We start from the raw sequence: 23,011 nt of genomic DNA, 5'->3' as shown, positions 1-23,011 counted from the left end.
GCGTGGTGCCCGTCACCCCGTCAATAGGTGCGATGGTCAAAACGCTGGTCCGGCCAGCCCGAGCAGGCGGATCGCGTTCTCCTTCAGCAGCAGCGGCCGGACCTCGTCCTTGATCTCGAGCTTCTCGAGATCGGCGAACCAGCGATCCGGCGTGATCACCGGGAAGTCGGAGCCGAACAGCACCTTGCGGCGAAGCGGCCCGTTGAGCTGCTTGACCAGCTGCGGCGGGAAGTACTTCGGCGACCAGCCGGAGAGGTCGATGTGGACGTTGGCCTTGTGGGTCGCGATCGAGATCTGCACGTCGACCCAGGGGACGGCGGGGTGCGCCATCACGATCTGGAGGTCCGGGAAGTCGGCGGCCACGTCGTCGAGGAGCAGCGGGTCGGAGTAGCGCAGCCTGATCCCGCGCCCACCGGGGAGGCCGGCGCCGATCCCGGTCTGGCCGGTGTGGAAGAGCGCGACCACGCCGAGCTCCTCCAGCGTCGCCCACAGCGGGCGGAAGTCGGGGTCGGCCGGCGAGAAGGCCTGCAGGCCGGGATGGAACTTGAAGCCGCGTACGCCGTAGTCCTCGGCGAGACGACGGGCCTGCTTCACGGCGGCCTCGCCCTTGCGGGGGTCGACGGAGCCGAACGGGATCAGCACGTCGGCGTGCTCGGTCGCGCGCTCGGCGATCTCCTCGCTCGACAGCGGCGGATGGTCGAGCCCGGTCGAGGCGTCGACGGTGAAGATCACCGCTGCCATCTCGCGCTCGCGGTAGTAGGCGGCGAGGTCGTCGACGGTCGGAGTGCGCGGGTGGTCGCCGCGGAAGTAGGCCGCCGAGGCGTCCATCAGCTCCTGATCGAGCGAGAAGTGACCGTGATGGTCGGCCTCGACGTGGGTGTGCATGTCGAGGGCTCGGATCGAGGCGGTGTCGATGCGGGGCTGGTAGCGGGTCATCGGGTGGTTCCTTCCGGGGTGCCGTACAGCTCGCGGACCCGGGACTTCAGCAGCTTCCCGGAGGCGTTGTGCGGGATCTCGTCGACGAAGACGACGGCCTTGGGGATCTTGTAGCGGGCGAGCCGTCCGTCGAGGTGTTTCAGCAGGTCGGACTCGGTGAGGGCGGAGTCGGGGCGGCGTACGACGACGGCGCGGCCGACCTCGCCCCAGCGCTCGTCGGGGACGCCGATGACGGCGGCCTCGGCGACGCCGGGATGGGTGTAGACCGCCTGCTCGACCTCTGCCGGATAGACGTTCTCGCCGCCACTGATGTACATGTCCTTCACCCGGTCGACCACATAGAGGAAGCCGTCGTCGTCGAGCATCGCGACATCACCCGTACGCAGCCAGGGCCCGTCGAAGGCAGCCTCCGTCGCCGCTCCGTTGTGCCAGTAGCCGGGAGTCACGTTGGGACCACTGACGTGCACCTCACCGGCCTGGCCGGGAGCCGCCTCCTCATTGCCGGGCGCCACGACGCGTACGTCGGTGAAGAAGCAGGGGGTGCCGGCCGAGCCGAGCTTGTCGAGGCCGTCGCCGGCGCGCAGCATGGTCGTCCCAGGAGAGGCCTCGGTCAGGCCGTAGCCCTGGATGATGTGCAGCCCGCGGCTCTGCCAGGTGTCGAGGAGCGTGCGCGGGATCGGCGCACCACCGCTCAGGGCCGAGCGGAGACTGTCGAGGTCGGCGGTCGCCCAGGTCGGCTCCTGGGCGAGCGCCTGGTACATCGAGGTGACGCCGAAGAGCAGGGTGACCCGCTCCCGCTCGATGGTGGCGATCGCGGCGGCCGGGTCGAAGCGGGCCGCGATGAGGGACGTACCGCCCTTGAGGAAGGTCGGGAGCAGCACCTGGTTGAGCGCGGCGGTGTGGAACAGCGGGGCGGTGACCAGGGCGATCTCGTCGGAGCGGACGTCGACGTCGACGAGCAGGTTGAACGCGTTCCAGGCGATGTTTCCGTGCGTCAACATCACGCCCTTGGGGCGGCCGCTGGTGCCGGAGGTGTACTGGATCATGAAGACGTCGTCCAGCCCGACCTCGACGTCGATCCGCTCCTTCGACGGCACGGCGAGCGCGTCGAGCCCGTGACCGCCGCCGGCGGTGAACCGATGGCTCGGCAGCCCGAGGGCCGCGACCGCGTCGGAGGAGACCGCCTCGTCGAAGTCGTCGGCGTGGATGATCAGCGCCGGCTCGGCGTCGGTGAGGATCCAGGCCAGCTCGGGCGGCGCCAGCCGGGTGTTGAGCGGCAAGAAGACCGCCCCCAGCCGCGCGGTGGCGAAGAGCGTCACCGCGAGCTCGATCGAGTTCAGGCCGAGGAAGGCGACCCGGTCGCCGGCCGCGACGCCGCGGGCGCGCAGCCCGTGGGCGACTGCCTCGACGAGGCGGTCCACCTCGGCGTACGTCACCACCGCGTCGTCCTGCACGAACGCCCGCGCGCCAGGGGTCATCCGGGCCCGCCGGGCGGGCCACGATCCGATGCCGCTGTCCAACATGTCGATCCTCGTTCGTCTCGTGGGCTCAACCGAGCCCGAGGTCGGTCTTGATCTCCAGCAGTCGCCGCAGCGCCTGGTCACGGCGCCCGACGAGGTCCTCGGCAGAGGTGCCGTCGAGCTCCTCGTCGACCCCGTCGACCAGCTTCTCGACCAGCCCCGCGGTGAGCTCCGGGTGACCGAGGTCGTCCCACCATTCGACCATCGGCGGGCCGAGATGCTCGAGCACGTGCCCGAGCCCGCCCGGGCCACCGGAGAGGTGCTGGGTCGCGAAGGGGCCGAGCAGTGACCAGCGCAGCCCGGGGCCGTCGGCGATCGCGGTGTCGATGTCGGCGACCGAGACGATGCCCTGGTCGACGAGGTGGTAGGCCTCGCGCCACAGCGCCGCCTGGAGCCGGTTGGCCACGTGCCCGGGCACCTCGCGGCGGATGTGGATGGGGCGCTTCCCCAGGTGGCGCATCGTTTCCAGGGCCGCCTCGACGGCCTCCGCCGACGTCGCCGATCCGCCCACGACCTCGACCAGCGGCACCAGGTGCGGCGGGTTGAACGGGTGCGCCACGAGCACCCGCTCCGGATGATGCGTGCAGGCGTCCTGGAACGTGCTCGGCATCAGTCCCGAGGAGCTGCTCGTCAGCAGTACGTCGCCCGCGGCTGCCGCGTCGAGCGCGGCGAAGATCTCGCGCTTGACCTCCAGCCGCTCGGGTCCGCTCTCGAGCACCAGGTCGGCGGCCGCGCCGACCTCCTCGAGACCGTCCGCGAACCGCAAGGCCCCGGCCTCTCCCCCTGGCGCGGAAACCTGCGCCCGCAGCCGCTCCTCGGCGCCCTCGGCCGGGTCCCAGGCGATCACGTCGAGCCCGTGCTCGAGCCCGAGCACCACCCAGCTGACCCCGATCGCGCCGGTGCCGACGACCCCGAGCGTACGAACGTTCTCTCCGCTCCTCATGCGGTCCTCCTGCTCAGCGCGCCCGAGGTCGCCAGCGCGACGAACGGGTCCAGGGACGCCGGGTCGGCGAGCGCGTCCCTGCTGGCGACGTCCTCAGGGCGTACGCCCTGCAGGATGCGTTTGGCCGGCAGCTCGAGCTTCTTGCCGGTGAGGTTGCGCGGCACCGCGGGCACCTCGATCACCTGGTCGGGGATGTGCCGCGGGGAGAGCGCCGACCGCAGCGCGCGGACCAGTCGGGCCCGGAGCGGGTCGTCGAGCCGGGTGCCCTCGTCGGTGACCACGAAGAGCAGCAGCTCGCCGTTGCCTCCGTCGGGGTCCTCGAGGTGGACGACCAGCGAGTCGGCGACCCCGTCCACCTCCTCGGCGACGCGGTAGAACTCGGCGGTGCCGAGGCGTACGCCGCCCCGGTTGAGGGTCGCGTCGGAGCGGCCGGCGACGTGGCAGCTGCCGTTGGCGTGGAAGAGGATCCAGTCGCCGTGGCGCCACACTCCGGGATAGTGGTCGAAGTAGGCCGCGCGATAGCGGCTGCCGTCCTCGTCGCCCCAGAAGCCGACCGGCATCGAGGGCATCGGCGAGGTGATGACCAGCTCGCCGAGCACGCCGGTGACCGGGCGGCCGGACTCGTCGTAGGCGTGGGCGTCGACGCCGAGGCAGCGTCCGGAGATCTCGCCGGCGTAGACCGGGAGCAGCGGGTTGTTCTGCACGATGCCGGAGCAGACGTCGGTGCCGCCGCTGCCGACGTTGATCTGGGCGCCCGGGAGCTGGTCCCGCAGCCAGGCGTAGCCCTCGGGCGGGAGCGGCGCCCCTGCCGACCCGAGGACGCGAACCCGCAGGTCACCCAGGTCCTTGAGCTCGACGCCATCCTTGCGGCAGGCCATCACGAACCCCGGGCTGGCACCCATGACCGTTGCCCCCGTCGACGCTGCGAGCCGCCACTGCCAGGTCAGGTCGGGGTGCATCGGGTTGCCGTCGACCATGACGATCGAGGAGCGGACCAGGAGCGAAGAGACCAGGGCGTTCCACATCATCCAGGCGGTGGTGGAGAACCAGAGCATCCGGTCCTCGGGCCCCATGTCCCACGAGAGCGCGTGGTTCTTGAGGTGCTCGAGCAGGATGCCGCCGTGGCCGTGGACGATGGCCTTCGGCCGACCGGTCGTGCCGGAGGAGAAGAGGACGACCAGCGGGTGGTCGAAGGGCACCGGCTCGAAGGCGAGCTCGGCACCGTCCTCCGCGCCGAGCAGGGAGGTCCAGGAGAGCGCGTCCTCGATGCGATGCGGGCCGTACTCGACATCGACCACGTGTCGCACCGACGGCAGCTCGGCCCGGATCTCGGCCACCTGGGAACTCCGGTCGATGTCCTTGGCCCCGTAGCGGTAGCCGCCGGCGACCAGCAGCACGACCGGCTCGATCTGGGCGAAACGGTCGATCACGCTGCGCGGCCCGAACTCGCTGGCGCAGCTCGCCCACGTCGCGCCCAGGCTGGCGGTGGCGAGATAGGCGACCAGGGCCTCGGGGATGTTGGGCAGGTAGCCGGCGACGCGGTCGCCGCGGCGTACGCCCAGCTTCTCCAGCGACGCCCGCGCCCGGGCCACCCGGTCGCGCAGGTCGCCGAAGGTCAGCTCGACATCGTCACGCGTCTGCGAGCGGCCGAGCACCGCGACCCTGTCGACGTCCTCGTCGGTGCCGAGCGCGTGCTCGGCGTAGTTGAGCAGCGCCCCAGGGAACCAGCGCGCCCCGGGCATCTCGCGGGAGGCGAGAACGGAGTCGTACGGAGCGTGCGCCCGCACCTCGAAGAACTCCCACACCGCCGACCAGAAGCCGTCGAGGTCGGTCACCGACCAGCGCCACAGCTCCTCGTGAGTGGTCATCGTCAGGTCGCGCTCGCGGGCGAGCCAGGCCAGGAACTCACCGACGCGAGAGGTGGAGAGCACGTCCGCCGGCGGCGTCCAGACGATGTCGCCCTGCTCGATCTGCTGCTGGGTCGCGCTCACCGGTCCGTCACCTTCTTGGCCCTGCCGTCGAGGAAGTCCTGCATCCGCCCCTTCGCGTCGTTGGTCCCCTGCGCGATCGCGGCCATGAGCGACTCCATCAGGAAGCCGTCGCGAGGGTTGGCCTCGGCGATGCGCGGCAGCGCCTGCACGACGGCGAAGTTGGTCTGCGGCGCGTTCTGCGCGATCCGGCCGGCCAGCTCGAGGGCGGTCTTGCGGCCGGTGCCGTCGGCTACGGCGTACTGGCTCAGGCCGAGTCCCAGCCCCTCCTGCGCGTCGTAGCGACGGCCGGTCAGCATCATGTCGGCCATCCGGGAGACCCCGATGAGCCGCGGGACGCGCACCGAGGCACCGCCGCCGACGAAGAGCCCGCGCTGTCCCTCGGGCAGGGCGTAGAAGGTGGACTCCTCCGCGACCCGGATGTGCGCGGCGGCGGCGAGCTCCAGCCCGCCCCCGACCACGGCCCCCTTCAGCGCCGCCACGACCGGGACCGGCCCGAACTCGATCTTCTCGAAGACCCGGTGCCACATCCGCGAGTGGCTGACCCCGGCGAGGGTGTCGCGCTCGGTCATCTCGGAGAGGTCGAGCCCGGCGCAGAAGTGCTCGCCGTCCGCGTCGATGACGACGGCGCGTACGTCCGGCTCGAGGCCATCGAAGAACCGCTCGATCCCGAGCACCGCCTCGTCGCTGAGCGCGTTCCGCTTCGCAGGCCGGGCGAGCGTCAGCACCGCGATGTCGTCGACGCGCTCTGCCCGCAGGGCATCGGGCAGGGGGGTTCCGAGCATGATGAACTCCTCATGATTGACAGGAATCCTGATAATCGCAGAAGTAGCCGCCTGCCGCAAGCGGAGCGATGCTTGAATGACCGCATGACCGACGCACCCCTGCTGCTCTACGTCGTCAAGCAGCTCGAGCTCGCGACCCGAGCCCGCCTCGACGCCGTCCTGAAGGAATCAGGGGTCACCGCCCTGCAGTACACCGCTCTCTCGGTGCTCGAGCGTCGCCCCACGATGAGCGCCGCCGACCTGGCTCGCGCCTCGTTCGTACGCGCCCAGTCCGCCGCCGATCTCATCGGCGCCCTCGAGCGCCGCGGCCTCATCGAGCGCAGCATCGACCCCGACAACCGGCGCCGGATGCTGATCAGCCTCACCACCGAGGGCCGCGCCTTCCTCGACGCGTACGACCCGCGCGTAGAAGAGCTCGAGGAGCAGATGCTGGCCGAGCTCGGGCCCGAGGACCGAGAGTCGTTCCGTACGTTCCTCGACACCGCGCGCCGGGCGCTTTCCTAGTCAACGATCACCATCCCGCCCGAGGCGAAATTAGGTTAGCCTCGCCTCATGAGACCCCACCTCGCCGTCGCCGCGGCCGCCGCCCTGGCTCTGGCGCTGTCCGCCTGCTCCTCCGACATCGCCGACGGCGACGACGCGAACCCGGCATCGGGTGCGTCCTCGGTTCCCGACGGTCCGTGGAGCTTCACCGACGGCTCGGGTGAGGTCGTGAAGCTCGACGAGGCACCGACCCGGATCATCGCGCACGCTCCGGCGGCCGCCGCGCTGATCTCCTACGGCATCCGCCCGGTCGGCATCTACGCCGACGAGCCGGTCGACACCGACCCGAACCTGGACGGCGTCGACCTGACCGACATCGAGGTGCTCGGTGAGGAGTGGGGCTCGATCGACGTCGCCAAGGCGTCCACCCTGAGCCCGGACCTGATCGTCGCCGACTGGTGGCCGGCCGAGAAGGCCCACTCGGGGCTGGAGAACGGCACCAAGGCGAAGAGCAAGAAGCTCGCCGAGCTGGCTCCGGTCGTCGGCCCGTCCCAGGGTGGCTCGATCCTCAACCTCGCCGAGGGCTACGAGGATCTCGCCGAGAGCCTTGGCGCCGACGTCGAGAGCTCCCAGGGAGCCAAGGACAAGGCGGCCTTCGAGAAGGCGCGCGACGGCTTCATCGCGGAGATGAAGGACAAGGACCTGACCGCGCTCGCGGTCTCCCCCGCCGACGACCTGCTCTACGCCGCCAACCCGGAGTACGCCCCGGAGCTGCTGGACTTCACCGAGTGGGGCCTGCAGGTGGTCACGCCCGACTCACCGGACCCGGACTTCCCCTACTGGGAGAACCTGAGCTGGGAGAACGCCGACAAGTACCAGCCCGACGTCCTGCTGATCGACAGCCGCACCTTCGTGGACGCCACGAAGACGGCCGAGGGCCAGCCGACCTGGACGTCGATCCGCGCGGCCGAGGCCGGCCAGGTCATCGAGTGGCCCGCCTTCTGGCTGCACACCTACGCCGACTACGCCGAGGCCCTGACCAAGCTGACCGCCGATCTGGCCGACATCGACGACACCATCGGCGACTGACTCCGGCGGAGACCATCCGGTGATCAGTTCTGTCGCCACGACGACACCCGCACCGGTACGACGGCGAGCCTCCGGGCTCGCCGTCGGCCTGCTGCTGCTCGTCGCGCTCGTGCCCGTCCTCGCCTTCCTCAGCGTGACCCTCGGGTCGCGCGACATCGCGCTGACCGAGGTCCTCGACGCCTTCCGGCACTTCACGAGGTCGACCTCGGTCGAGGACACCGTGACCGTACGCCTGCGGGTCCCCCGGACCGTGCTCGGACTCCTCGCGGGCGCGGCTCTCGGGCTCGCCGGCACCCTGCTGCAGGGCCTGACCCGCAACGCCATCGCCGACCCGGGGATCATGGGCGTCAATGCCGGCGCGGCATTCGCAGTGGTCGGCTCGATCACCCTGCTCGGCGTCGGCTCGCTCGGGTTCCACGTCGTCGCGGCGTTCGCGGGGGCGCTCGCGGCGACCGTGCTCGTCTACTCGGTGGGCTCGCTCGGGCGCGACGGCGCGACGCCGGTGAAGATGGCCCTCGCCGGGGCCGCGATCACCGCCGGGCTGACCGCGGTGACGACCGGGCTGCTGCTCACCGACCTAGACGCCCAGCAGCAGTACCGCTTCTGGCAGGTCGGCTCGCTGGCCGGCCGCTATGCCCCGATCGTGACGGGCGTGGCTCCGTTCCTGCTGGTCGGCATCGTCCTGGCGCTGCTGTGCGGCCGCTGGCTCAACGCGCTGGCCTTGGGCGACGACGCCGCTCGCGGGCTGGGCGTCTCCCTGACACGTACGCGCATCCTGTCGTTCCTCGTGGTCGGGCTGCTCTGCGGCGCCGCGACCGCGGCGTGCGGTCCCATCGTCTTCGTCGGTCTGGTGGTGCCGCACGTGGCGCGGTTCCTGTGCGGTCCTGACTATCGCTGGGTGCTGCCCTACTCGATGGTGCTGGGCGCCCTGCTGCTGCTCGGCGCCGACATCCTCGGTCGCGTCCTGGGCGGCACCGGGGAGCTCCAGGTCGGCGTGGTCCTCGGCATCATCGGCGCCCCGTTCTTCGTGCTCCTCGTCCGCTACGCCCGGCTGGCGGACCTATGAGCGTCATGCCCCAGACCGTGACCGCCCTGCGGCGCACGCGGCGCAGCCGTCGGGTCCGCGCGGGCGTCGTACCCGTCGTCCTGCTCGTCGTCGCCGCCGTCCTGGCCCTGCTCACGCTCTGCTTCGGCTCGGTCCAGCTCAGCCTCGACCAGGTCCTGGCCTCGCTGCTGCATCTGCGCGACCACGCCGCGGTCGACTTCATCGTGCGCGACCTGGCCGGACCGCAGGTCAAGGCGGCGGTGTGCGTCGGGCTGGCCCTCGGCGCCGCCGGCACGATCTTCCAGCAGCTGCTGCGCAACCCGCTGGCCTCGCCCGACTTCGTCGGCATCTCCGCGGGCGCGAGCGTCGCCGCCGTCGCCGGCATCGCGGTGCCCGCCCTCGGCGGGGTGAGCATTCCGCTGCTGGCCTTCGGCGGCGGTCTGGTCACAGCCGCGGTGATGTACGTCCTGGCCTGGCGCGACGGCATCACCGGCTATCGCTTCGTGCTAATCGGGATCGGCACCGCGGCGTTCTGCACCGGCGTTACCGGCTATCTCCTCACCCGCACCTCGCTCACCGAGGCCCGCGCCGCCCTGCACTGGCTGACCGGATCGATCGGGCAGGCCGGCGACGCGGAGAACAACGCGCTGCTGGTCGCCATCATCGTGCTCGTCCCGCTGGTGCCGCTGCTCCAGCGGCTGCTCCGCGCCGTGGAGCTGGGCGACGACACCGCCCGCGGTCTGGGCGTACGCATCGAGGCGACCCGGCTCGCGCTGATCGCGACCGGCGTCCTGCTGACCTCGTTGGCCACCGCGGTCGCCGGGCCGATCGCGTTCGTCGCCCTCGTGGCCGGACCGATCGCCGACCGGATGCTCGGCAGCGCCCGCGGCGGCATCGTCGCCGCCGGTGCGGTCGGGGCGATCGTGTGCCTGATCGCGGACTACGTCGCCATGAACCTGCTGCCGGTCGAGGTCCCGACCGGTGTCGTCACCGGCGCCGTCGGCGCGCCGTACCTGCTGTGGCTCATCGCCACCACCAACCGGAGAGGGATGGGCGGATGACCCAGCCGGAGACAACTCAGCCGCGGCTCGCGGCGCGCGAGCTGACGCTGGGCTACGACGACCGGGTGGTCGTCGACCGGCTCGATCTGGACGTCCTCGACGGGCGGGTGACCGCGATCGTCGGCGCCAACGCCTGCGGCAAGTCGACACTGATGCGGGGCCTCGCCCGGCTGCTGCGTCCATCCGCCGGCGAGGTGCTGCTCGACGGGACCCCGATCCTCGACCGTGGCTCCCGCGAGGTCGCCCGGGTCCTCGGACTGCTCCCCCAGACCCCCGTCGCTCCAGACGGCATCACGGTCGGCGATCTGGTCTCGCGCGGACGCCACCCGCACCAGGGCTGGTTCCGTCACTGGAGCGCGCGCGACGAGGAGGCGGTCGCCGAGGCGCTCGCCGCCACCGACACCGGCGAGCTCGTCGACCGCCCGCTGCGCGCACTGTCCGGGGGCCAGCGCCAGCGGGTCTGGATCGCGATGGCGCTCGCCCAGCAGACCGATCTATTGCTGCTCGACGAGCCGACGACCTACCTCGACATCAGTCATCAGGTCGATCTGCTCCGGCTGCTGCGTACGCTCAACAGGGAGACCGGGCGGACCATCGTCACGGTGCTGCACGACCTCAACCTGGCCTGCCGCTACAGCGATCACCTCGTGGTCATGGCCGACGGCAGGATCCTCGCCGAGGGCCCGCCGGCCGAGGTGGTCACCGCGGAGGTCGTCGAGAAGGCGTTCGGGCTGCCGTGCGTCGTCGTGCCCGACCCGGTCGCCGGTACGCCGATGGTGGTCCCGGCGGGCGACTGAACCGCCGACCTCGCCGGAGGAGACCCGGTTGAACGTGGCGACGCCGGCCACGATGAGGGCCAGCGCGACGGCGAGGCCGACACCGATGCGCTCACCGAAGATCGGGACCGCGACGACGGCGGTCAGCACCGGGCTCACCGCGCCGCCCACGGAAGCCCGACCGCTGCCGAGCGCCCTGACGGAGAAGGCGTAGCAGAGCGTCGACATCAGACCGGTCCCGATGCCCTGGAGCAGGGTGAGGAGCAGCACGTCGTCGAGCTCGGCGGTGCCGGCGAGCAGGTGCGACGGCATCGCGCCGAACGAGGTCAGGACGAGCGCGGTCAGGCTCGAGACGGTGCAGACGGTCAGCACCATCTGCAGGAGCGTCAGGCTCGTACGCTGCAGGCCCGTCGTGAACACCGCCCAGGCGAACCCTCCGACGAGCAGCAGCCCGACCCCGACAAGTGAGGCGCCGCCGCCGACCAGGAGCCCACTCACTGCCACACCTGCGGTGATGAGTCCCAGCGCGACCACCCGCCGCGGCGACATCGAAGCCCGGCCACGCGCCAGCGCGAGCAGCGTGACGAAGAGCGGCACCGTGCCCGGGACCAGCATCCCGGTGAGCGCGGCACTGGTCAGCTGGGCGCCGAACGCGAACACGAGGAAGTGCGGGAGCCCACCCACGAGCAGCAGCGCGAGGACGTACGGCCGCTCGCGGCGTACGGCCCTGAAGGTGCTCGGCAGCAGCGGGGCCAGCAGGACCACCGGCGTCGCGAACCGGAGGAACCCCGCATCGGCGACGGTCAGGCTCGACCCGCCGATGCCGCGCGTGCTCAGCGCGAACGACGACCACAGCACCACCGTCATCCCGAGCGCCGACCATCCCGCCAGCGTCCGATTCCCACCATTCTGCTGCATCCCCATGGGGCGCCACGATAGGAAAAATGAAGGCGCACATGATTGCCTGATCTGCCACGTTCACGCGCCTCAGTGGCAGAATCTGCCAACATGCGTACGATCGACGAGACCGACAAGCACATCCTCTGGGAGCTGCAGCAGAACGGCCGCCTGACCAACCAGGAGCTCGCCGACCGCGTCGGCCTCTCCCCCTCGCCGTGCCTGCGCCGCGTACGAGCCCTGGAGGAGGCCGGCGTGATCAGCGGCTACCGCGCCGTCGTCGACCCGCACACGGTCGGCATGAACATCACCGCGTTCGTACGCATCAAGATGGCCACCCACACGACCGCCGCGGTCGAGACCGTCGAGGAGCACCTCCGCGACATCCCCGAGGTCACCGAGGCGTACGTCCTGGCCGGCGACCACGACTACCTGCTGAAGGTCGTCACGCCGTCGTTCGAGACCTACGAGAGGTTCCTGCGCGACAACCTGCGCACCATGCCGGCGCTCGCCTCGATCGAGACCACCTTCGCCTTCGGCAACACCAAGGAGAGCTCCCCGCTCCCCCTCGGCTGACCCCTCGCCGTCAGAAACCGACTTCTCGGCGGGCCGGGGTGTCGTCGCAGAACCGCTCGAACGCACGGGCGGCGGCGTCGATCTGGGCGGCCATGCCACGCAGACCACCGCGCCCGACCGCCCGCCTGGTCTCGCTCTCGAACAACGCCCGGTCATACGCGGGGAGCATCGCCACCAGCCGCCGCCGGGCCCTGTTCGACACGGGCCGGTCCGGCTGTAGGGGCTGGACGAAGACCTCGACCACGTTGTCCATCCAGTCCAGGTCGAACTCGACGAGGTAGGGCGGCAGGACCAGCCGGACCACGGTGCCGCCCATCCGGTCCACCTGCGAGTAGGACGTCGGCACGAAGCGAGCCGCGACCGACTCGGCAACCGCCTGGGATCGGCGCTCCAGGATGTCGTTGCCAGTGGTGAACACTGCGCCTCCGCCCGAACGTGACCGGTGGTCATGTGACCACCGGTCACAGATTAGGGGCGCAGCCGCTGGACGGTCAAGGACCATGTCGGCTGCACGCTACGATGCGAGCGTCCAGCCATGAGAGACGGGTGTCGCCATTGCCTACGCCGACCTGGGAGCGTCTCCCGGAGGCCAAGCGCGATGCCGTGCGCCGGGCTGCGGAGGAAGAGTTCGGGGTCCGGGGCTACAACGCCGCCAGCCTCAACACGATCTGCCGCGAGGCCGGGATCTCCAAGGGCAGCCTGTTCCAGTACTTCCCCGACAAGTCCGACCTCTTCGTCCACCTGATCGCCCGCGCCAGCCATGACATCCGGGCCGCGATGGAGGCGGCCAGCGCCGACTTCCCGTGGATGACCGACTACGTCGGCTCGGTCAGCATGCTCATGGATGCGTGGATCGACTACTTCTACGACCACCCACGCCACCGGCAGATGCTGGTCTCGGCCAACCTCGAGCACAACCCCAACGCGCTCGCCGCCGTCCGCGAGGCCGTCTATGTCGACTACCTCGAGGTCATCGGCGGCATGATCGATCTCGGCATCGCCATCGGCGCACTCCGCGAGGACACCGACCGCGATGCCCTCGTCGCCGCCATCATCATGCTGCTTCCGCACATCGCCCTCGGCCCTCACGTACGCGGCCTGGACCCGCTCCTCGGCCTCGCCGGCGCCGACCGCACCCACGCCATGTCCGTCGGTCGCCGGCTGATCCAGGTGCTGATGGGCCAGTACGTCTGTCAATCGGTCCCGAAGGAGCCGTGACGTCCGGCTCCATCGGCGAACCGGGTCGCGCCCGCGACGGTGTCGGTGGTGACGGAGACGACGCCATGGCGGTACTCCACGGCCAGGGCGTCCTGCTCGCTGAGACCCTCCTGCTCCAGCATGGAGAGCCGGTCGTGGCGCATGCAGGTCTGCGGGAAGGCGGCGACCTGGCGGGCCAGGTCCTGCGCGGCCGCGAGGGCCTGGCCGGGTGGGACGACACGGTTGGCCAACCCCATCCGCAGGGCCTCCTCCGCCCCGACGGGACGACCGGTGAGGATCAGGTCCATGGCGTTGCTCGCGCCGATCAGCCGGGGCAGCCGGACCGTGCCACCGTCGATCAGAGGTACGCCCCAGCGCCGGCAGAAGACGCCGAAGACCGCGTCCTCCTCCATGACCCGCAGGTCGGCCCAGATCGCGAGCTCCAGGCCGCCGGCGACGGCGTGGCCGGCGACAGCGGCGATGACGGGCTTGCCCAGCCGCATCCGGGTGGGACCCATCGGCCCGTCACCGTCGGGCTCGAACCGGTTGGGGTCGCCACCGGCGACCGCCTTCAGGTCAGCGCCGGCGCAGAAGTTGCCGCCTTCGCCGTGCAGCACCGCGACGGCGGCATCGGGATCGGCGTCGAACTCCTCGAAGGCGGCGACGAGGGCATCCGCCGTCGCCCGGTCGACGGCGTTGCGTACCTCTGGGCGGTTGATCCGAACCGTGGTGACCGGACCGTCCTTGGTGACCTCGACCGTCATGCCGGAAGCGCGCGCTCGAGGATCCCGGTCACGTCGCCGCGTGGCGACAGGGTGCCGAACGCGCCTCCCCAGTCGCGCCCGAGGCGCGAGGAGCAGAACGCGTCGGCGACCGGAGCCGGTGCGTGCCGGACGAGCTGCGACCCCTGGAAGACCAGGGCCATCTGCTCCACGATCCGCCGGGCGCGGAACTCGAGGTCGTCGAAGGAGGTGAACTCCTTCTTCAACCGGTCCAGCGCGGCGTCGTAGCGGGCGTCGGCACCGGAGGCGAGCTCCGCCTCGGCCACGAACGCGTCCAGGGTGTGCGGCTCCTTCGCCAGCGCTCGCAGGGCGTCGAGCGCCGCGACGTTGCCCGATCCCTCCCAGATCGAGAGGAGCGGCATCTCGCGGTAGATGCGTGCGACGTCGAAGTCCTCGATGTAGCCGTTGCCGCCCAGGCACTCCAGGGCCTCGTTGACCATGAACGGCGCCCGCTTGCACACGTAGTACTTCGTGACCGCCAGCGCGATCCGGCGCAGCGCGGCCTCGCCCTCGTCCCCGCGGATCGCCCGGTCGTTGGCACCTGCCAGCCGCAGCATCGCAGTCGTCGCGGCCTCGGACTCGACCTGCAGGTCAGCCAGTACGTTGCGCATCGCCGGCTGCTCGATCAGCGGCTTGCCGAACGCCGAGCGATGCCGGGCGTGGTGTGCCGCCATGCTCAGCGCGGTGCGCATGCCGGCCGAGGAGCCGATCACGCAGTCGAGGCGCGTCATGTTGACCATCTCGACGATGGTGCGGACCCCGCGGCCCTCCTCGCCGACGAGCCAGCCTGTCGCGGCGTCGTACTCGATCTCGGAGGAGGCGTTCGACCGGTTGCCGAGCTTGTCCTTGAGCCGCATGAAGCGCATCGCGTTGCGCTCGCCACCGGGCAGTACGCGCGGGACGAGGAAGCAGGAGACGCCGGCGGGCGTCTGGGCGAGGGTGAGGAACAGGTCGCTCATCGGGGCACTGGTGAACCACTTGTGCCCGCGCAGGACGTAGGTGCCGTCGGTCTGCGGAGTCGCGGTCGTCGTGTTCGCGCGTACGTCGGAGCCGCCCTGCTTCTCGGTCATCGACATCCCGGCGATCAGACCGCGCTTGGACTCGGGATCGCGCAGCCCGAAGTCGTACTCCCGGCTGGTCAGCAGCGGCTCGAATCGCGCGGCGAGCTCCGGGTTGGTCCGCAGCGCCGGGACGACCGCGTAGGTCATCGAGATCGGGCAGCCGTGACCGGCGTCGACGTTCCAGGCGTAGAACTTCGCGGCCCGGGCGACGTGGGCACCGGGCCGGCCGTCGGCCCAGGGGGCAGCATGCAGACCGTTCTCGACCGCGACGCCCATCAGCTGGTGGTACGCCGGGACGTACTCGACCTCGTCGACGCGGTGGCCGTAGCGATCATGGGTGTGCAGACGCGGCGGCACCCGCTCGGCGAGGCGGCCCCAGTCCTGCGCCTCGGCAGTGCCGGCGAGGCGGCCCAGCTCGTCGACCTCCGAGAGCGCCCACGCGGCGCCCTCGCGCTCGAGACCCTCCCGCAGGACCGGGTCACCGGCCGTGTTGTGGCCCACCAACGGCGGGACCTGGTTGCTGACCACATGGGTGGAGTGGGCCTCGTGCGTGCTGGTCATGCGCTTCCCCTTGCTGGTGGAGGGTGATTCATCACGATGTTACATAATCAAACACAGCCGTGTCGAGATGTGTTGCATGAGAGGATGGCCGCGTGGCTACCGTGCGCGATGAACTGGCTCCTCTCTCCGCCCGCTCCACCATCCTGAGCCTGATGCTCGGCGCGCACCCGAACCCGCTGACCCCCGCCGACCTCGCCCGCGCCGGCCAGTTCTTCGGCATCGCACCGGCGACCGTGCGGGTCGCGGCCACCCGCGCGGTCAGCGACGGCGACCTGAGCAGGACCGAGGCCGGCTACCGGCTCGGCGAGCGGCTCGTCCAGCGCCAGGCTCATCAGGACGAAGCGGTGCACACGGCGGACAAGCCGTGGGACGGCTCCTGGGAGATGGCCATCGTCGTCACCGCCGGCCGCCCCGGCCCCGAGCGCGCCGTGCTGCGCGACGCGCTCAAGGCGCACCGGCTCGCCGAGCTTCGCGAAGGGGTCTGGACCCGGCCGACCAACCTTCAGCGTCCGCGCTTCTCGGACCCGGTGCTCCAGGCCTTCACGGCGACACCCGAGCAGGATCCAGCCGAGCTCGCCGCCTCGTTGTGGGATCTCGCCGGCTGGGCACGCGAAGGCGAGCGTCTGCTCGAGCTGCTCTCATCCACGCCCCAGCCCGCGCTCCGTCTCGCCACGGCCGCCGCGATCGTGCGCCACCTCAGCGACGACCCGCTCCTCCCCGTCGAGCTCCGCCCGGCGGACTGGCCGGCAGCGGACCTGCGAGAGACCTACCGCGCCTATCAGCGGGAGCTGAGCAAGCTCGCCGCGCTGCCTCGTTGACCGGCTCGAGACCGGATCAGTCAGGGTGTCGCTTTGTCTCTTAATAAGTGACAAAGCGACAGCGTCACCCGTATCCTTGGCACTTATTAAAGGACATACGGACATGACGGAACTTTTCACCACCCCAGACCCAGATCTCGAGGACCAGCGGGTCATCACCGAGATCCACGACACCCGCGCCTCACTCGCGGCCTTCCTCCGCGCACCCAAGCGCTGGAACGGCGTCCTGCGTCGGGCCTCGACCGCGCGCGCCATCCAGGGCTCCAACACCATTGAGGGCTATACGGTCAGCGAAGAGGACGCGGTCGCTGCCGTCGACGATGAGCCCCCACTCAGCGCGGACGAGGCGACCTGGCTGGAGATCCTCGCCTACCGGCGAGTCCTCACGTACGTCCTCAACGTGGCGACCGAGGCCGGCTTCGTCATCGACGAGGCGGTCCTTCGGTCGATGCACTTCATGCTGCTCGACCACGACCTGTCCAAGGCACCCGGCCGCTATCGCACGAAGGAGATCTTCGTCCGCGACGACAGACGCGGAGTCAACGTGTACGAAGGACCCCACGGCGACATGGTCCCTGGACTGATGCGCGAGCTCTCGCAGTCACTCGCGGCTCCGACCCCGGACGACCCGCTGGTGCGTGGGGCCATGGCGCACCTCAACCTGGTGATGATCCACCCGTTCAAGGACGGCAACGGGCGGATGGCCCGAGCGCTGCAGACGATGGTTCTGGCACAGGACCAGGTGGTGGAACCGACCTTCTCCAGCATCGAGGAGTGGCTCGGCCACAACACCCAGGACTACTACGACGTTCTCGCAGCCACCGGACGCGGCTCCTGGAACCCCAGCAGCGACGCGACCCTGTGGGTGAAGTTCAACCTCCGCGCTCACCACATGCAGGCCCAGACCATGCGGCGGCGGTTCGACGAAGCCGAGGCCCAATGGCGCAAGCTCGACGAATTCCTCGCCGATTCCAAGCTCAACGATCGCATCGGCGCAGCCCTCTTCGACGCCCTCATCGGTCTCCGCGTCACGAGGCCGTCCTATGTGAAGCTCACTGAACTGGACGAGCGGACCGCCACTCGCGACCTGGTCAACGCCGCAGAGGCCGGATTGCTCGAGGCACGGGGCGAGCGACGCGGACGACACTACGTCGCGGGCGAGCCACTGCGTCGGATCCAGGAAGAGATCCGCTCTCAGCGGGTGCCGCTCACCGACCCATACCCAACCCTCATAGGAGAGATCCGGCGGGCGCTTCCCTAAGGATCGGTTGAAGGCGTACGCGAGCGGTCGGGGCCGGCCCCTGCGCGCGTCACCGGATCGTCGACGGGTCCCGGCATCGGACCGCCGCGCAGCGGGAGCTGGGTCGCGGCGCGATGCTCGTTGTCACGCAGCCGGCCCTCGTAGTGGCTGAAGAACACCTTGGCGACCAGGTCGCGGCGGCTGCGTACGCCTGTCTTCTCGAAGACGTGCTTGAGGTGCTGCTGGACCGTGTGCGGCGAGATGACCAGCGCCTGGGCGATCTCGACCGTCGAAAGTCCCTTCAGCACCAGCTGGGTGAGCTCCTTCTCGCGGTCCGTCATCCCGTACGCAGACATCAGGAGTGTCGCGATCCGCGCGGGGTGAGCGGGCTCGACGATGACGGCCACCTGTGGGTCCGGTCGCGTCGCGAGTACGGCGCCATGCAGCACGATCCAGGTGCCCGAATCGCTGAGGACGCGCGAGGTCGCCACCTCACCCGACTCTCCCGGTGAGTCGACCGAGCGCAATGCCCGCGCCGCGACGGCGGCGACCGCGACCGGCACGGCCCCCGGGGCGGGGCGAGGGAGGTCCGCGAGCCATCGCTCGACCCCTTCGGTGGCCGAGTCGACACCGAGCGACGAGTTCAGCACGACCAGGCCCGGAGCCCCGGTGGAGTCGGGGTCGGCTGCCTCGCCCAGCAGGAGCGCGTTGCGCGCCGCCTCCGCCAGGCTGGGCGCAATCGCCTTGAGGAACGCCTTGTCGGCGGCGCCGAACGTCGGTCGGTCAGGTTCGCGGTACAGCGCCAGCGAACCCCAGACGACGCCGGCGCGGGTCCGCAACGAGACGATGATCTCCTGGTCGCCGCCGAGCTCCATGTTCGACTTCCACCGCGACGTCGACGACGGGTCGCCATCGGTGATCTCGTAGAGCGTCGAGACGCCTTGGTCCGACTTCGCGACATCGCTGAGCTTGTGTACGCCATCGGCGCGGTACTCGTTGTCGAGGAAGTCGGCCGGGAGCACCGGCAGCAGCTCGTCGAAGTGGCTGGTGATCAACAGCGACGCGGGATCCAGCGTGTAGAAGCACGGCGCCCAGTAGTGCGGGATCACGTCGGCGATCGGCTCGCGGCACTCTCGCCACAGCGCCACCAGATCAAGCCCCTGCCTGCTCAGGCGCTCGATCTTGTCCTGCGACCGCTGACGGGTGCGCTGGTTCACCTGATCGAAACTACTCCCCGCAAGGGGTCAGCTGAATGCCAGATTGCTGGTATATCGCGTGGTCAGGGTGGTGCCTAGCGTCGACATCATGGACATTCACAAGCCTCCTGTGCTGGAGCACACGGACATCATGTTCGACACGATCAGACAAGCGCCCCAGGCGCCGTCCTTCGCCATGCCCGACCAGCGGGCTCTCGAGGACCTCCTCGCGACCTTCGCCCCGGGGGTGCCGTCATGAAGCTCGCGATGTTCGGTGGCAGCGGGTTCGTCGGCGCCCCGGCGCTCGCACTGGCTGCCGAGCGCGGACACGACGTCCGGGCGCTGATGAGGTCCTCGAACCGAGACGTTCCTGCGGGCGTCGACGTCGTGGCGGGCGACGTACTCGACCCGGAGGCGGTTGCCCGGACGGTGGCCGGCTGCGACGCCGTCGTGTCGACCCTCGGCGGGTGGGGCGACAACGATTCGATCGACCTCGGCGCCCGTAACGTGCTCGCCGCCATGCGTGACGAGGGGATCACGCGGATCGTCTTCATGGAAGGCTTCAACATCCCTTTCCCCGGAGACCCACGCAACGCCGGCGCGATCTTCATCGACACGATCGTACGCCTGCGCAGCCCGAGCCACGTGCGGAGCCAGCGGCGTCTTGGACTCATGCTGCAGGCGTGCGACGACCTCGACTGGACGATGGTGCGAACCCCGATCGTCCGTGCCGGGGACAGGACCGGTCGGACCGAGGTGGGAACCCTCAGGATGGGTCCACGAAGCCACGTGACGACCGGCGATCTGGCCGAGGCGCTCCTGGACGCCGTTCAGGACGGTCGGCACCTGCGCGCGGCCCCCATGGTCCGTACGGTGTGAACACCCCCCGGGGGGTGTGCTCGGCGGCGTGGGGGTCAGGTCCGCTTGATGGCGGGGAACCCATAGGTCTGGTCGAGGATCGCGGCGTCGGGTTCGTACATCCGCATGACCGGGCGGAAGTCGCCGGCCGGGCTGGGGAGCCAGTTGGCGGCTTCCTTGTCGCCGGTCGGGCGTTGGTGGCTGATCGTGATGGTGAGCGCTCCATCGTCGTCGAGGATCACGCCGGGGGTGCGGTCGCCGATCGAGTATCGGTTGATCGGGTTCTCGACCAGGTAGAAGTCCGGAACGGAGTACATCGTGAGTGACCAGAACGCGTTCACCGGTGGGGTCGGGTGCAACCGCAGGGTGTAGGTGTTCGCGCCGTTGAGCTGCTCGCCGTGGTCGTCGAGGTAGGTCATGATGTAGGCCGCTTCGTAGGGGTGGTTGCCCCAGAGCCCACCGATCGCTGCTGCGGCTCGCTCGACGATGCGCAGTTTCGGGTCGGCGATCTTGAACCGGTCGTCGTCGAGTGCTCCGACCTCGAAGAAGTCGAGGTTGTAGTCGAAGGCGTGGAAGGTCAGCTTCCAGCCGTTGACCTCGGGACTGTGGCCCGAGACCAGTGCATGGTGCAGGGTGACCTTCGCCTCCTCGAGCCCCGCCGCGAGGGCGGCTTGCTCCTCCGCCTCGAGGGCCGGGTACGGCGAGGCACCAGGGTCCGTCGTACCGAGCTGGGCAAGGCTCTCCTGAAGCTGCTTGTCACGGTCCGCCGGCGGGAACTGCTGCGACCACACGCGCAGCTTCTCCAGGAACATCACTCCATCGGGAACGGCCGGGTCGGGCGTTACGAGTCCGGTCGCCTCCGCGTCGGTGTGTACCGGGACGAGAGTCGTGGCGTCCTGCAGAGCGTGCACTGCCGGGAGGTCGTCGTCGCCCGCGACCGACCAGCGCCCGACGATAGAAGCGACCGTGGTGGGGAACCGGATCAGCGTGTGCCCGTCTTGCGCGGGACCGTCCCATCCGGGCGGGACGAGGAGGAAGTCGCCCTCCGCGGTCCCGGTGGCACGGTGGCCGACGTAGGCGAAGTTGTTGGTCCAGGCATCAACGAACTGCAGCACGTAGTAGCGACCCGCGGTGTCGGGCACATGCAGCTTGACCGGTCCGACGCTGAGGTCGAGCTGCGCCATCGAGTAGACCGTGTCGTTGTTGATCGTGACGAAGGTGTCCTGCGGGCCGGCCAGCTTGCGGGCATGGCTGAAGGAGTTGAACGGAGCGGCTGGGTTCGCACCCACCCCCTCGGTGACGTAGCGGTTCACCTGGTCGAGGTTGAAGACCAACGGGAAGCCGTACAGGTAGGCGTCGGTGACCAGGGCGGGTCGATCTGGGGAATCCATGGAACCTCTCCTCGTACGCCAGAGTGATGTGCAGGGTGTGGGCCTATGCGCCGTCGAGCCCCTGATCAGCCTCGCTGCGCGGACCACAGCGATCCTCGCCCGATTCAGGTGGACTCGAGCCCCCGCGATTCACGCGTTCTGGGTGACGCGGGTCCCCATATCGATGGCTACGTTGCGATGGTGCCAACGCTGCAGCGGTCGGAGGGTGGGTTGTGACTGGGCGTGCAATCTCGAGACGGTTGCTGGCGGCCACCGCACTGGTGCTGGGGGCGGCCACAATCGTGCTCGCTGTCGTGGTCGCGGTGGGCGAGTTCCCGCGCGGCGTCGGCCTGCTCGGCTGCGTATTGGTTGCCGGCGTGAGCGCCTGGTACGGCATTCTCCGGAGTCGGGCGCCGCGGGTGGTGGGACTGGCTGTCGCCGTTCTCGCCATCGCCCTTGCGCTGGGCATCATCGTGGTGGGCGGAGCTCCGCTCGTCGATCTACTGGTGGTGGCGGGGCTGTTGGTGACCTTGGCGGCGGCGCGCGGAGCGCTGGCTGTGCATGTGGATCTCCCTGGCGCCCCAGCACCACGTCACCCGGTGTTGTTCTTCAACCTTCGGTCCGGCGGTGGGAAGGCGGAGCGTTTCGAGCTCGCCATGGAGGCGCGTGCGCGTGGCATCGAGCCGATCGAACTGGGAGCCGGCGACGACCTCGAAGTGCTCGTCCGCGATGCGGTCGCGCGCGGTGCGGACGGGCTCGCGATGGCGGGCGGGGACGGCTCCCAGGCCATCGTCGCCGCGGTCGCCGCAGAGTTCGGGTTGCCGTACGCGTGCGTGCCCGCCGGCACCCGGAACCACTTCGCCCTCGACCTCGGCGTAGACCGCGACGATGTGGTCGGCGCGCTCGAGGCGTTCGTAGACGCTGGTGAGCGGCGGGTGGACGTCGGGGATGTCAATGGCCGCGTGTTCGTCAACAACGTCTCGCTCGGGTTGTACGCCGAGGCCGTTCAGCGCGAGGGCTACCGTGACGCCAAGATCCGCACCCTGCTCGACACCGTGCCAGAGGCCCTCGGCCCGGGCGGTGACGAGGTCGCCATGCGATGGCGCGGGCCAGGAGGCCACGAGCACCGCGGAGGCGCCGCGGTGCTGGTATCGAACAACCGCTACCGGCTCGGCCGCGCGATCGGCTCAGGCACACGTCCGCGCATCGACGACGGATTGCTCGGCATCACCGTCGTCGGTGCCGTCTCGTGGCGCGACGACGAGGGCCGTGCGTTGCAGCGGCCGTGGCGCGAGTGGTCGGCGCCGACGTTCAGGGTCGATGCAGAGCGGCCGGTCGCCGCCGGCATCGACGGCGAGGCGCTGGTCCTGGAACCGCCTCTGCACTTCCGCATCCGGCCAGGCGTACTTCGCGTTCGCGTGGCCCGCAAGCACCCGGGCGCGTCACCCTCAGCGACCCTTCCCGACGGCATCTGGGCCGGGGTTGTCGAGCTGGCGAGAATCGCGCTCGGCCGAGATCAGAGATCCGCAACGTCAACACAAGGAGATCAACATGGACCTGATGGAAGTCACGGAACGGGCCAGGCTGCGTCGTGAGGACGCTGCGGCTCGCCTACATGCCTTGGCCGACGCGCTCGCCCGCAACAACGAGATCGAGTTCGAACGAGAAGGACTGCGCTTCAAGGTGCACGTCCCCGACGAGGTCGACTTCAAGCTGGAGGTCGAGATCGGCGACGACGAGCGCGAGCTGGAGGTCGAGCTGAAGTGGTGACAGGAGCAGGTGGCATGCCCGACTGAAGCGTCCCGCCGGCGTCAGAGCCGGTCGAGGAA

Annotated in this window: 23 protein-coding genes and 1 pseudogene; 13 read left to right on the top strand and 11 right to left on the bottom strand. The window is 70.1% G+C overall.

Annotated features, from left to right (window positions below; all coding sequences use genetic code 11):
• Positions 1-36: 36 nt before the first annotated feature.
• Genes couO through ABZU72_RS03735 form a run of 5 tightly spaced genes read right to left on the bottom strand, consistent with a single transcriptional unit; the run spans position 37 to position 6,172 of the window.
• Positions 37-936, bottom strand: coding sequence for a 4-hydroxyphenyl-beta-ketoacyl-CoA hydrolase (gene couO, locus ABZU72_RS03755; RefSeq protein WP_355017568.1), 900 nt, complete (start codon positions 934-936; stop codon positions 37-39).
• Positions 933-2,459 (bottom strand): long-chain fatty acid--CoA ligase, encoded by a 1,527-nt coding sequence (locus ABZU72_RS03750; protein WP_355017567.1) that lies wholly within the window; start codon positions 2,457-2,459, stop codon positions 933-935. The genes couO and ABZU72_RS03750 overlap by 4 nt, the downstream gene beginning before the upstream one ends.
• Positions 2,460-2,484: 25 nt before the next feature.
• A complete protein-coding gene (locus ABZU72_RS03745; RefSeq protein WP_355017566.1) occupies positions 2,485-3,399 on the bottom strand; it encodes a 3-hydroxyacyl-CoA dehydrogenase NAD-binding domain-containing protein in 915 nt (304 codons plus the stop codon).
• Positions 3,396-5,390, bottom strand: a complete 1,995-nt coding sequence (locus ABZU72_RS03740) for an acetoacetate--CoA ligase (protein ID WP_355017565.1) — start codon at positions 5,388-5,390, stop codon at positions 3,396-3,398. The genes ABZU72_RS03745 and ABZU72_RS03740 overlap by 4 nt, the downstream gene beginning before the upstream one ends.
• Positions 5,387-6,172 (bottom strand): crotonase/enoyl-CoA hydratase family protein, encoded by a 786-nt coding sequence (locus ABZU72_RS03735; protein WP_355017564.1) that lies wholly within the window; start codon positions 6,170-6,172, stop codon positions 5,387-5,389. The genes ABZU72_RS03740 and ABZU72_RS03735 overlap by 4 nt, the downstream gene beginning before the upstream one ends.
• An 84-nt stretch (positions 6,173-6,256) precedes the next feature.
• Between ABZU72_RS03735 and ABZU72_RS03730 the strand changes: the two genes are divergently transcribed.
• From ABZU72_RS03730 to ABZU72_RS03710, 5 genes are read left to right on the top strand one after another with little or no spacing between them, the layout of a single operon-like run.
• Positions 6,257-6,676, top strand: coding sequence for a MarR family transcriptional regulator (locus ABZU72_RS03730; RefSeq protein ID WP_350660113.1), 420 nt, complete (start codon positions 6,257-6,259; stop codon positions 6,674-6,676).
• A gap of 48 nt (positions 6,677-6,724) precedes the next feature.
• A complete protein-coding gene (locus tag ABZU72_RS03725) occupies positions 6,725-7,744 on the top strand; it encodes an ABC transporter substrate-binding protein (RefSeq protein WP_355017563.1) in 1,020 nt (339 codons plus the stop codon).
• A 19-nt stretch (positions 7,745-7,763) separates the two neighbouring features.
• Positions 7,764-8,810 carry an iron ABC transporter permease gene (locus tag ABZU72_RS03720; RefSeq protein WP_355017562.1) on the top strand — a complete coding sequence of 349 codons (1,047 nt, stop codon included), beginning with the start codon at positions 7,764-7,766 and terminating at the stop codon, positions 8,808-8,810.
• Positions 8,811-8,815: 5 nt separating this feature from the next.
• A complete protein-coding gene (locus tag ABZU72_RS03715; RefSeq protein ID WP_355017561.1) occupies positions 8,816-9,850 on the top strand; it encodes an iron chelate uptake ABC transporter family permease subunit in 1,035 nt (344 codons plus the stop codon).
• Positions 9,847-10,647 carry an ABC transporter ATP-binding protein gene (locus tag ABZU72_RS03710; RefSeq protein ID WP_355017560.1) on the top strand — a complete coding sequence of 267 codons (801 nt, stop codon included), beginning with the start codon at positions 9,847-9,849 and terminating at the stop codon, positions 10,645-10,647. The genes ABZU72_RS03715 and ABZU72_RS03710 overlap by 4 nt, the downstream gene beginning before the upstream one ends.
• A 42-nt stretch (positions 10,648-10,689) precedes the next feature.
• Here ABZU72_RS03710 and ABZU72_RS03705 read toward each other — a convergent pair.
• Positions 10,690-11,175 (bottom strand): annotated as a pseudogene (locus ABZU72_RS03705) (EamA family transporter); the annotation flags it as partial.
• A 459-nt stretch (positions 11,176-11,634) separates the two neighbouring features.
• Between ABZU72_RS03705 and ABZU72_RS03700 the strand changes: the two are divergent.
• Entirely contained in the window at positions 11,635-12,099 is a 465-nt protein-coding gene (locus tag ABZU72_RS03700) for an Lrp/AsnC family transcriptional regulator (protein ID WP_141801634.1), read from the top strand.
• A 10-nt stretch (positions 12,100-12,109) separates the two neighbouring features.
• On the opposite strand, the gene ABZU72_RS03695 is transcribed toward ABZU72_RS03700, so the two are convergent.
• A complete protein-coding gene (locus ABZU72_RS03695; protein ID WP_355017559.1) occupies positions 12,110-12,517 on the bottom strand; it encodes a hypothetical protein in 408 nt (135 codons plus the stop codon).
• A gap of 128 nt (positions 12,518-12,645) precedes the next feature.
• On the opposite strand from ABZU72_RS03695, the gene ABZU72_RS03690 reads away from it, so the two are divergent.
• Complete coding sequence (locus tag ABZU72_RS03690) at positions 12,646-13,317, top strand: TetR/AcrR family transcriptional regulator (RefSeq protein WP_355017558.1); 672 nt, start codon at positions 12,646-12,648, stop codon at positions 13,315-13,317.
• Here ABZU72_RS03690 and ABZU72_RS03685 read toward each other — a convergent pair.
• Both ABZU72_RS03685 and ABZU72_RS03680 read right to left on the bottom strand, forming a co-directional pair.
• Positions 13,293-14,060 (bottom strand): crotonase/enoyl-CoA hydratase family protein, encoded by a 768-nt coding sequence (locus ABZU72_RS03685; RefSeq protein ID WP_355017557.1) that lies wholly within the window; start codon positions 14,058-14,060, stop codon positions 13,293-13,295. The two genes, ABZU72_RS03690 and ABZU72_RS03685, sit on opposite strands and share 25 nt — an antisense overlap.
• Positions 14,057-15,700 carry an acyl-CoA dehydrogenase family protein gene (locus ABZU72_RS03680; RefSeq protein ID WP_355017556.1) on the bottom strand — a complete coding sequence of 548 codons (1,644 nt, stop codon included), beginning with the start codon at positions 15,698-15,700 and terminating at the stop codon, positions 14,057-14,059. Before ABZU72_RS03680 ends, ABZU72_RS03685 begins: the two co-directional genes overlap by 4 nt.
• Positions 15,701-15,792: 92 nt before the next feature.
• Here ABZU72_RS03680 and ABZU72_RS03675 point away from each other — a divergent pair, with 92 nt between their 5' ends.
• Entirely contained in the window at positions 15,793-16,518 is a 726-nt protein-coding gene (locus ABZU72_RS03675; protein ID WP_355017555.1) for a PaaX domain-containing protein, C- domain protein, read from the top strand.
• Positions 16,519-16,621: 103 nt separating this feature from the next.
• Positions 16,622-17,779 carry a Fic family protein gene (locus tag ABZU72_RS03670; RefSeq protein WP_355017554.1) on the top strand — a complete coding sequence of 386 codons (1,158 nt, stop codon included), beginning with the start codon at positions 16,622-16,624 and terminating at the stop codon, positions 17,777-17,779.
• Here ABZU72_RS03670 and ABZU72_RS03665 read toward each other — a convergent pair.
• The gene (locus ABZU72_RS03665; RefSeq protein ID WP_355017553.1) at positions 17,776-18,975 is read right to left on the bottom strand and encodes a LuxR C-terminal-related transcriptional regulator; all 1,200 of its coding nucleotides are present in this window, start codon (positions 18,973-18,975) and stop codon (positions 17,776-17,778) included. The genes ABZU72_RS03670 and ABZU72_RS03665 overlap by 4 nt on opposite strands.
• Before the next feature lie 88 nt (positions 18,976-19,063).
• Here ABZU72_RS03665 and ABZU72_RS03660 point away from each other — a divergent pair, with 88 nt between their 5' ends.
• Both ABZU72_RS03660 and ABZU72_RS03655 read left to right on the top strand, forming a co-directional pair.
• Complete coding sequence (locus ABZU72_RS03660; protein WP_355017552.1) at positions 19,064-19,213, top strand: hypothetical protein; 150 nt, start codon at positions 19,064-19,066, stop codon at positions 19,211-19,213.
• On the top strand, positions 19,210-19,833 hold the full coding sequence (locus ABZU72_RS03655) for an NAD(P)H-binding protein (RefSeq protein ID WP_355017551.1): 624 nt from the start codon (positions 19,210-19,212) through the stop codon (positions 19,831-19,833). The genes ABZU72_RS03660 and ABZU72_RS03655 overlap by 4 nt, the downstream gene beginning before the upstream one ends.
• Positions 19,834-19,868: 35 nt before the next feature.
• Here the strand turns inward: ABZU72_RS03655 and ABZU72_RS03650 are convergent, their stop codons facing one another.
• Positions 19,869-21,203 carry a DUF1254 domain-containing protein gene (locus tag ABZU72_RS03650; RefSeq protein ID WP_355017550.1) on the bottom strand — a complete coding sequence of 445 codons (1,335 nt, stop codon included), beginning with the start codon at positions 21,201-21,203 and terminating at the stop codon, positions 19,869-19,871.
• Positions 21,204-21,442: 239 nt separating this feature from the next.
• Here ABZU72_RS03650 and ABZU72_RS03645 point away from each other — a divergent pair, with 239 nt between their 5' ends.
• Both ABZU72_RS03645 and ABZU72_RS03640 read left to right on the top strand, forming a co-directional pair.
• A complete protein-coding gene (locus tag ABZU72_RS03645) occupies positions 21,443-22,777 on the top strand; it encodes a diacylglycerol kinase family protein (protein WP_355017549.1) in 1,335 nt (444 codons plus the stop codon).
• Positions 22,734-22,952 (top strand): amphi-Trp domain-containing protein, encoded by a 219-nt coding sequence (locus ABZU72_RS03640; protein ID WP_355017548.1) that lies wholly within the window; start codon positions 22,734-22,736, stop codon positions 22,950-22,952. Before ABZU72_RS03645 ends, ABZU72_RS03640 begins: the two co-directional genes overlap by 44 nt.
• The last annotated feature ends 59 nt before the right edge of the window (positions 22,953-23,011 follow it).

Origin of the sequence: Nocardioides sp. NPDC004968, assembly GCF_040608935.1 — a bacterium.
In the GTDB taxonomy this organism is placed as follows: Bacteria; Actinomycetota; Actinomycetes; order Propionibacteriales; family Nocardioidaceae; genus Nocardioides.
The sequence above is the reverse complement of the archived record's forward strand: the minus strand, read 5'-3'. Positions and strand labels throughout refer to the sequence as shown.

Bases quoted from the DNA above. Each gene is read 5' to 3' on its own strand.
- ABZU72_RS03670 (WP_355017554.1), top strand. From the start codon at position 16,622: ATGACGGAACTTTTCACCACCCCAGACCCAGATCTCGAGGACCAGCGG.
- ABZU72_RS03710 (WP_355017560.1), top strand. From the start codon at position 9,847: ATGACCCAGCCGGAGACAACTCAGCCGCGGCTCGCGGCGCGCGAGCTG.
- ABZU72_RS03660 (WP_355017552.1), top strand. From the start codon at position 19,064: ATGGACATTCACAAGCCTCCTGTGCTGGAGCACACGGACATCATGTTC.
- couO (WP_355017568.1), bottom strand. From the start codon at position 936: ATGACCCGCTACCAGCCCCGCATCGACACCGCCTCGATCCGAGCCCTC.
- ABZU72_RS03725 (WP_355017563.1), top strand. From the start codon at position 6,725: ATGAGACCCCACCTCGCCGTCGCCGCGGCCGCCGCCCTGGCTCTGGCG.
- ABZU72_RS03700 (WP_141801634.1), top strand. From the start codon at position 11,635: ATGCGTACGATCGACGAGACCGACAAGCACATCCTCTGGGAGCTGCAG.
- ABZU72_RS03715 (WP_355017561.1), top strand. From the start codon at position 8,816: ATGCCCCAGACCGTGACCGCCCTGCGGCGCACGCGGCGCAGCCGTCGG.
- ABZU72_RS03680 (WP_355017556.1), bottom strand. From the start codon at position 15,700: ATGACCAGCACGCACGAGGCCCACTCCACCCATGTGGTCAGCAACCAG.
- ABZU72_RS03685 (WP_355017557.1), bottom strand. From the start codon at position 14,060: ATGACGGTCGAGGTCACCAAGGACGGTCCGGTCACCACGGTTCGGATC.
- ABZU72_RS03750 (WP_355017567.1), bottom strand. From the start codon at position 2,459: ATGTTGGACAGCGGCATCGGATCGTGGCCCGCCCGGCGGGCCCGGATG.
- ABZU72_RS03730 (WP_350660113.1), top strand. From the start codon at position 6,257: ATGACCGACGCACCCCTGCTGCTCTACGTCGTCAAGCAGCTCGAGCTC.
- ABZU72_RS03735 (WP_355017564.1), bottom strand. From the start codon at position 6,172: ATGCTCGGAACCCCCCTGCCCGATGCCCTGCGGGCAGAGCGCGTCGAC.
- ABZU72_RS03650 (WP_355017550.1), bottom strand. From the start codon at position 21,203: ATGGATTCCCCAGATCGACCCGCCCTGGTCACCGACGCCTACCTGTAC.
- ABZU72_RS03655 (WP_355017551.1), top strand. From the start codon at position 19,210: ATGAAGCTCGCGATGTTCGGTGGCAGCGGGTTCGTCGGCGCCCCGGCG.
- ABZU72_RS03745 (WP_355017566.1), bottom strand. From the start codon at position 3,399: ATGAGGAGCGGAGAGAACGTTCGTACGCTCGGGGTCGTCGGCACCGGC.
- ABZU72_RS03640 (WP_355017548.1), top strand. From the start codon at position 22,734: ATGGACCTGATGGAAGTCACGGAACGGGCCAGGCTGCGTCGTGAGGAC.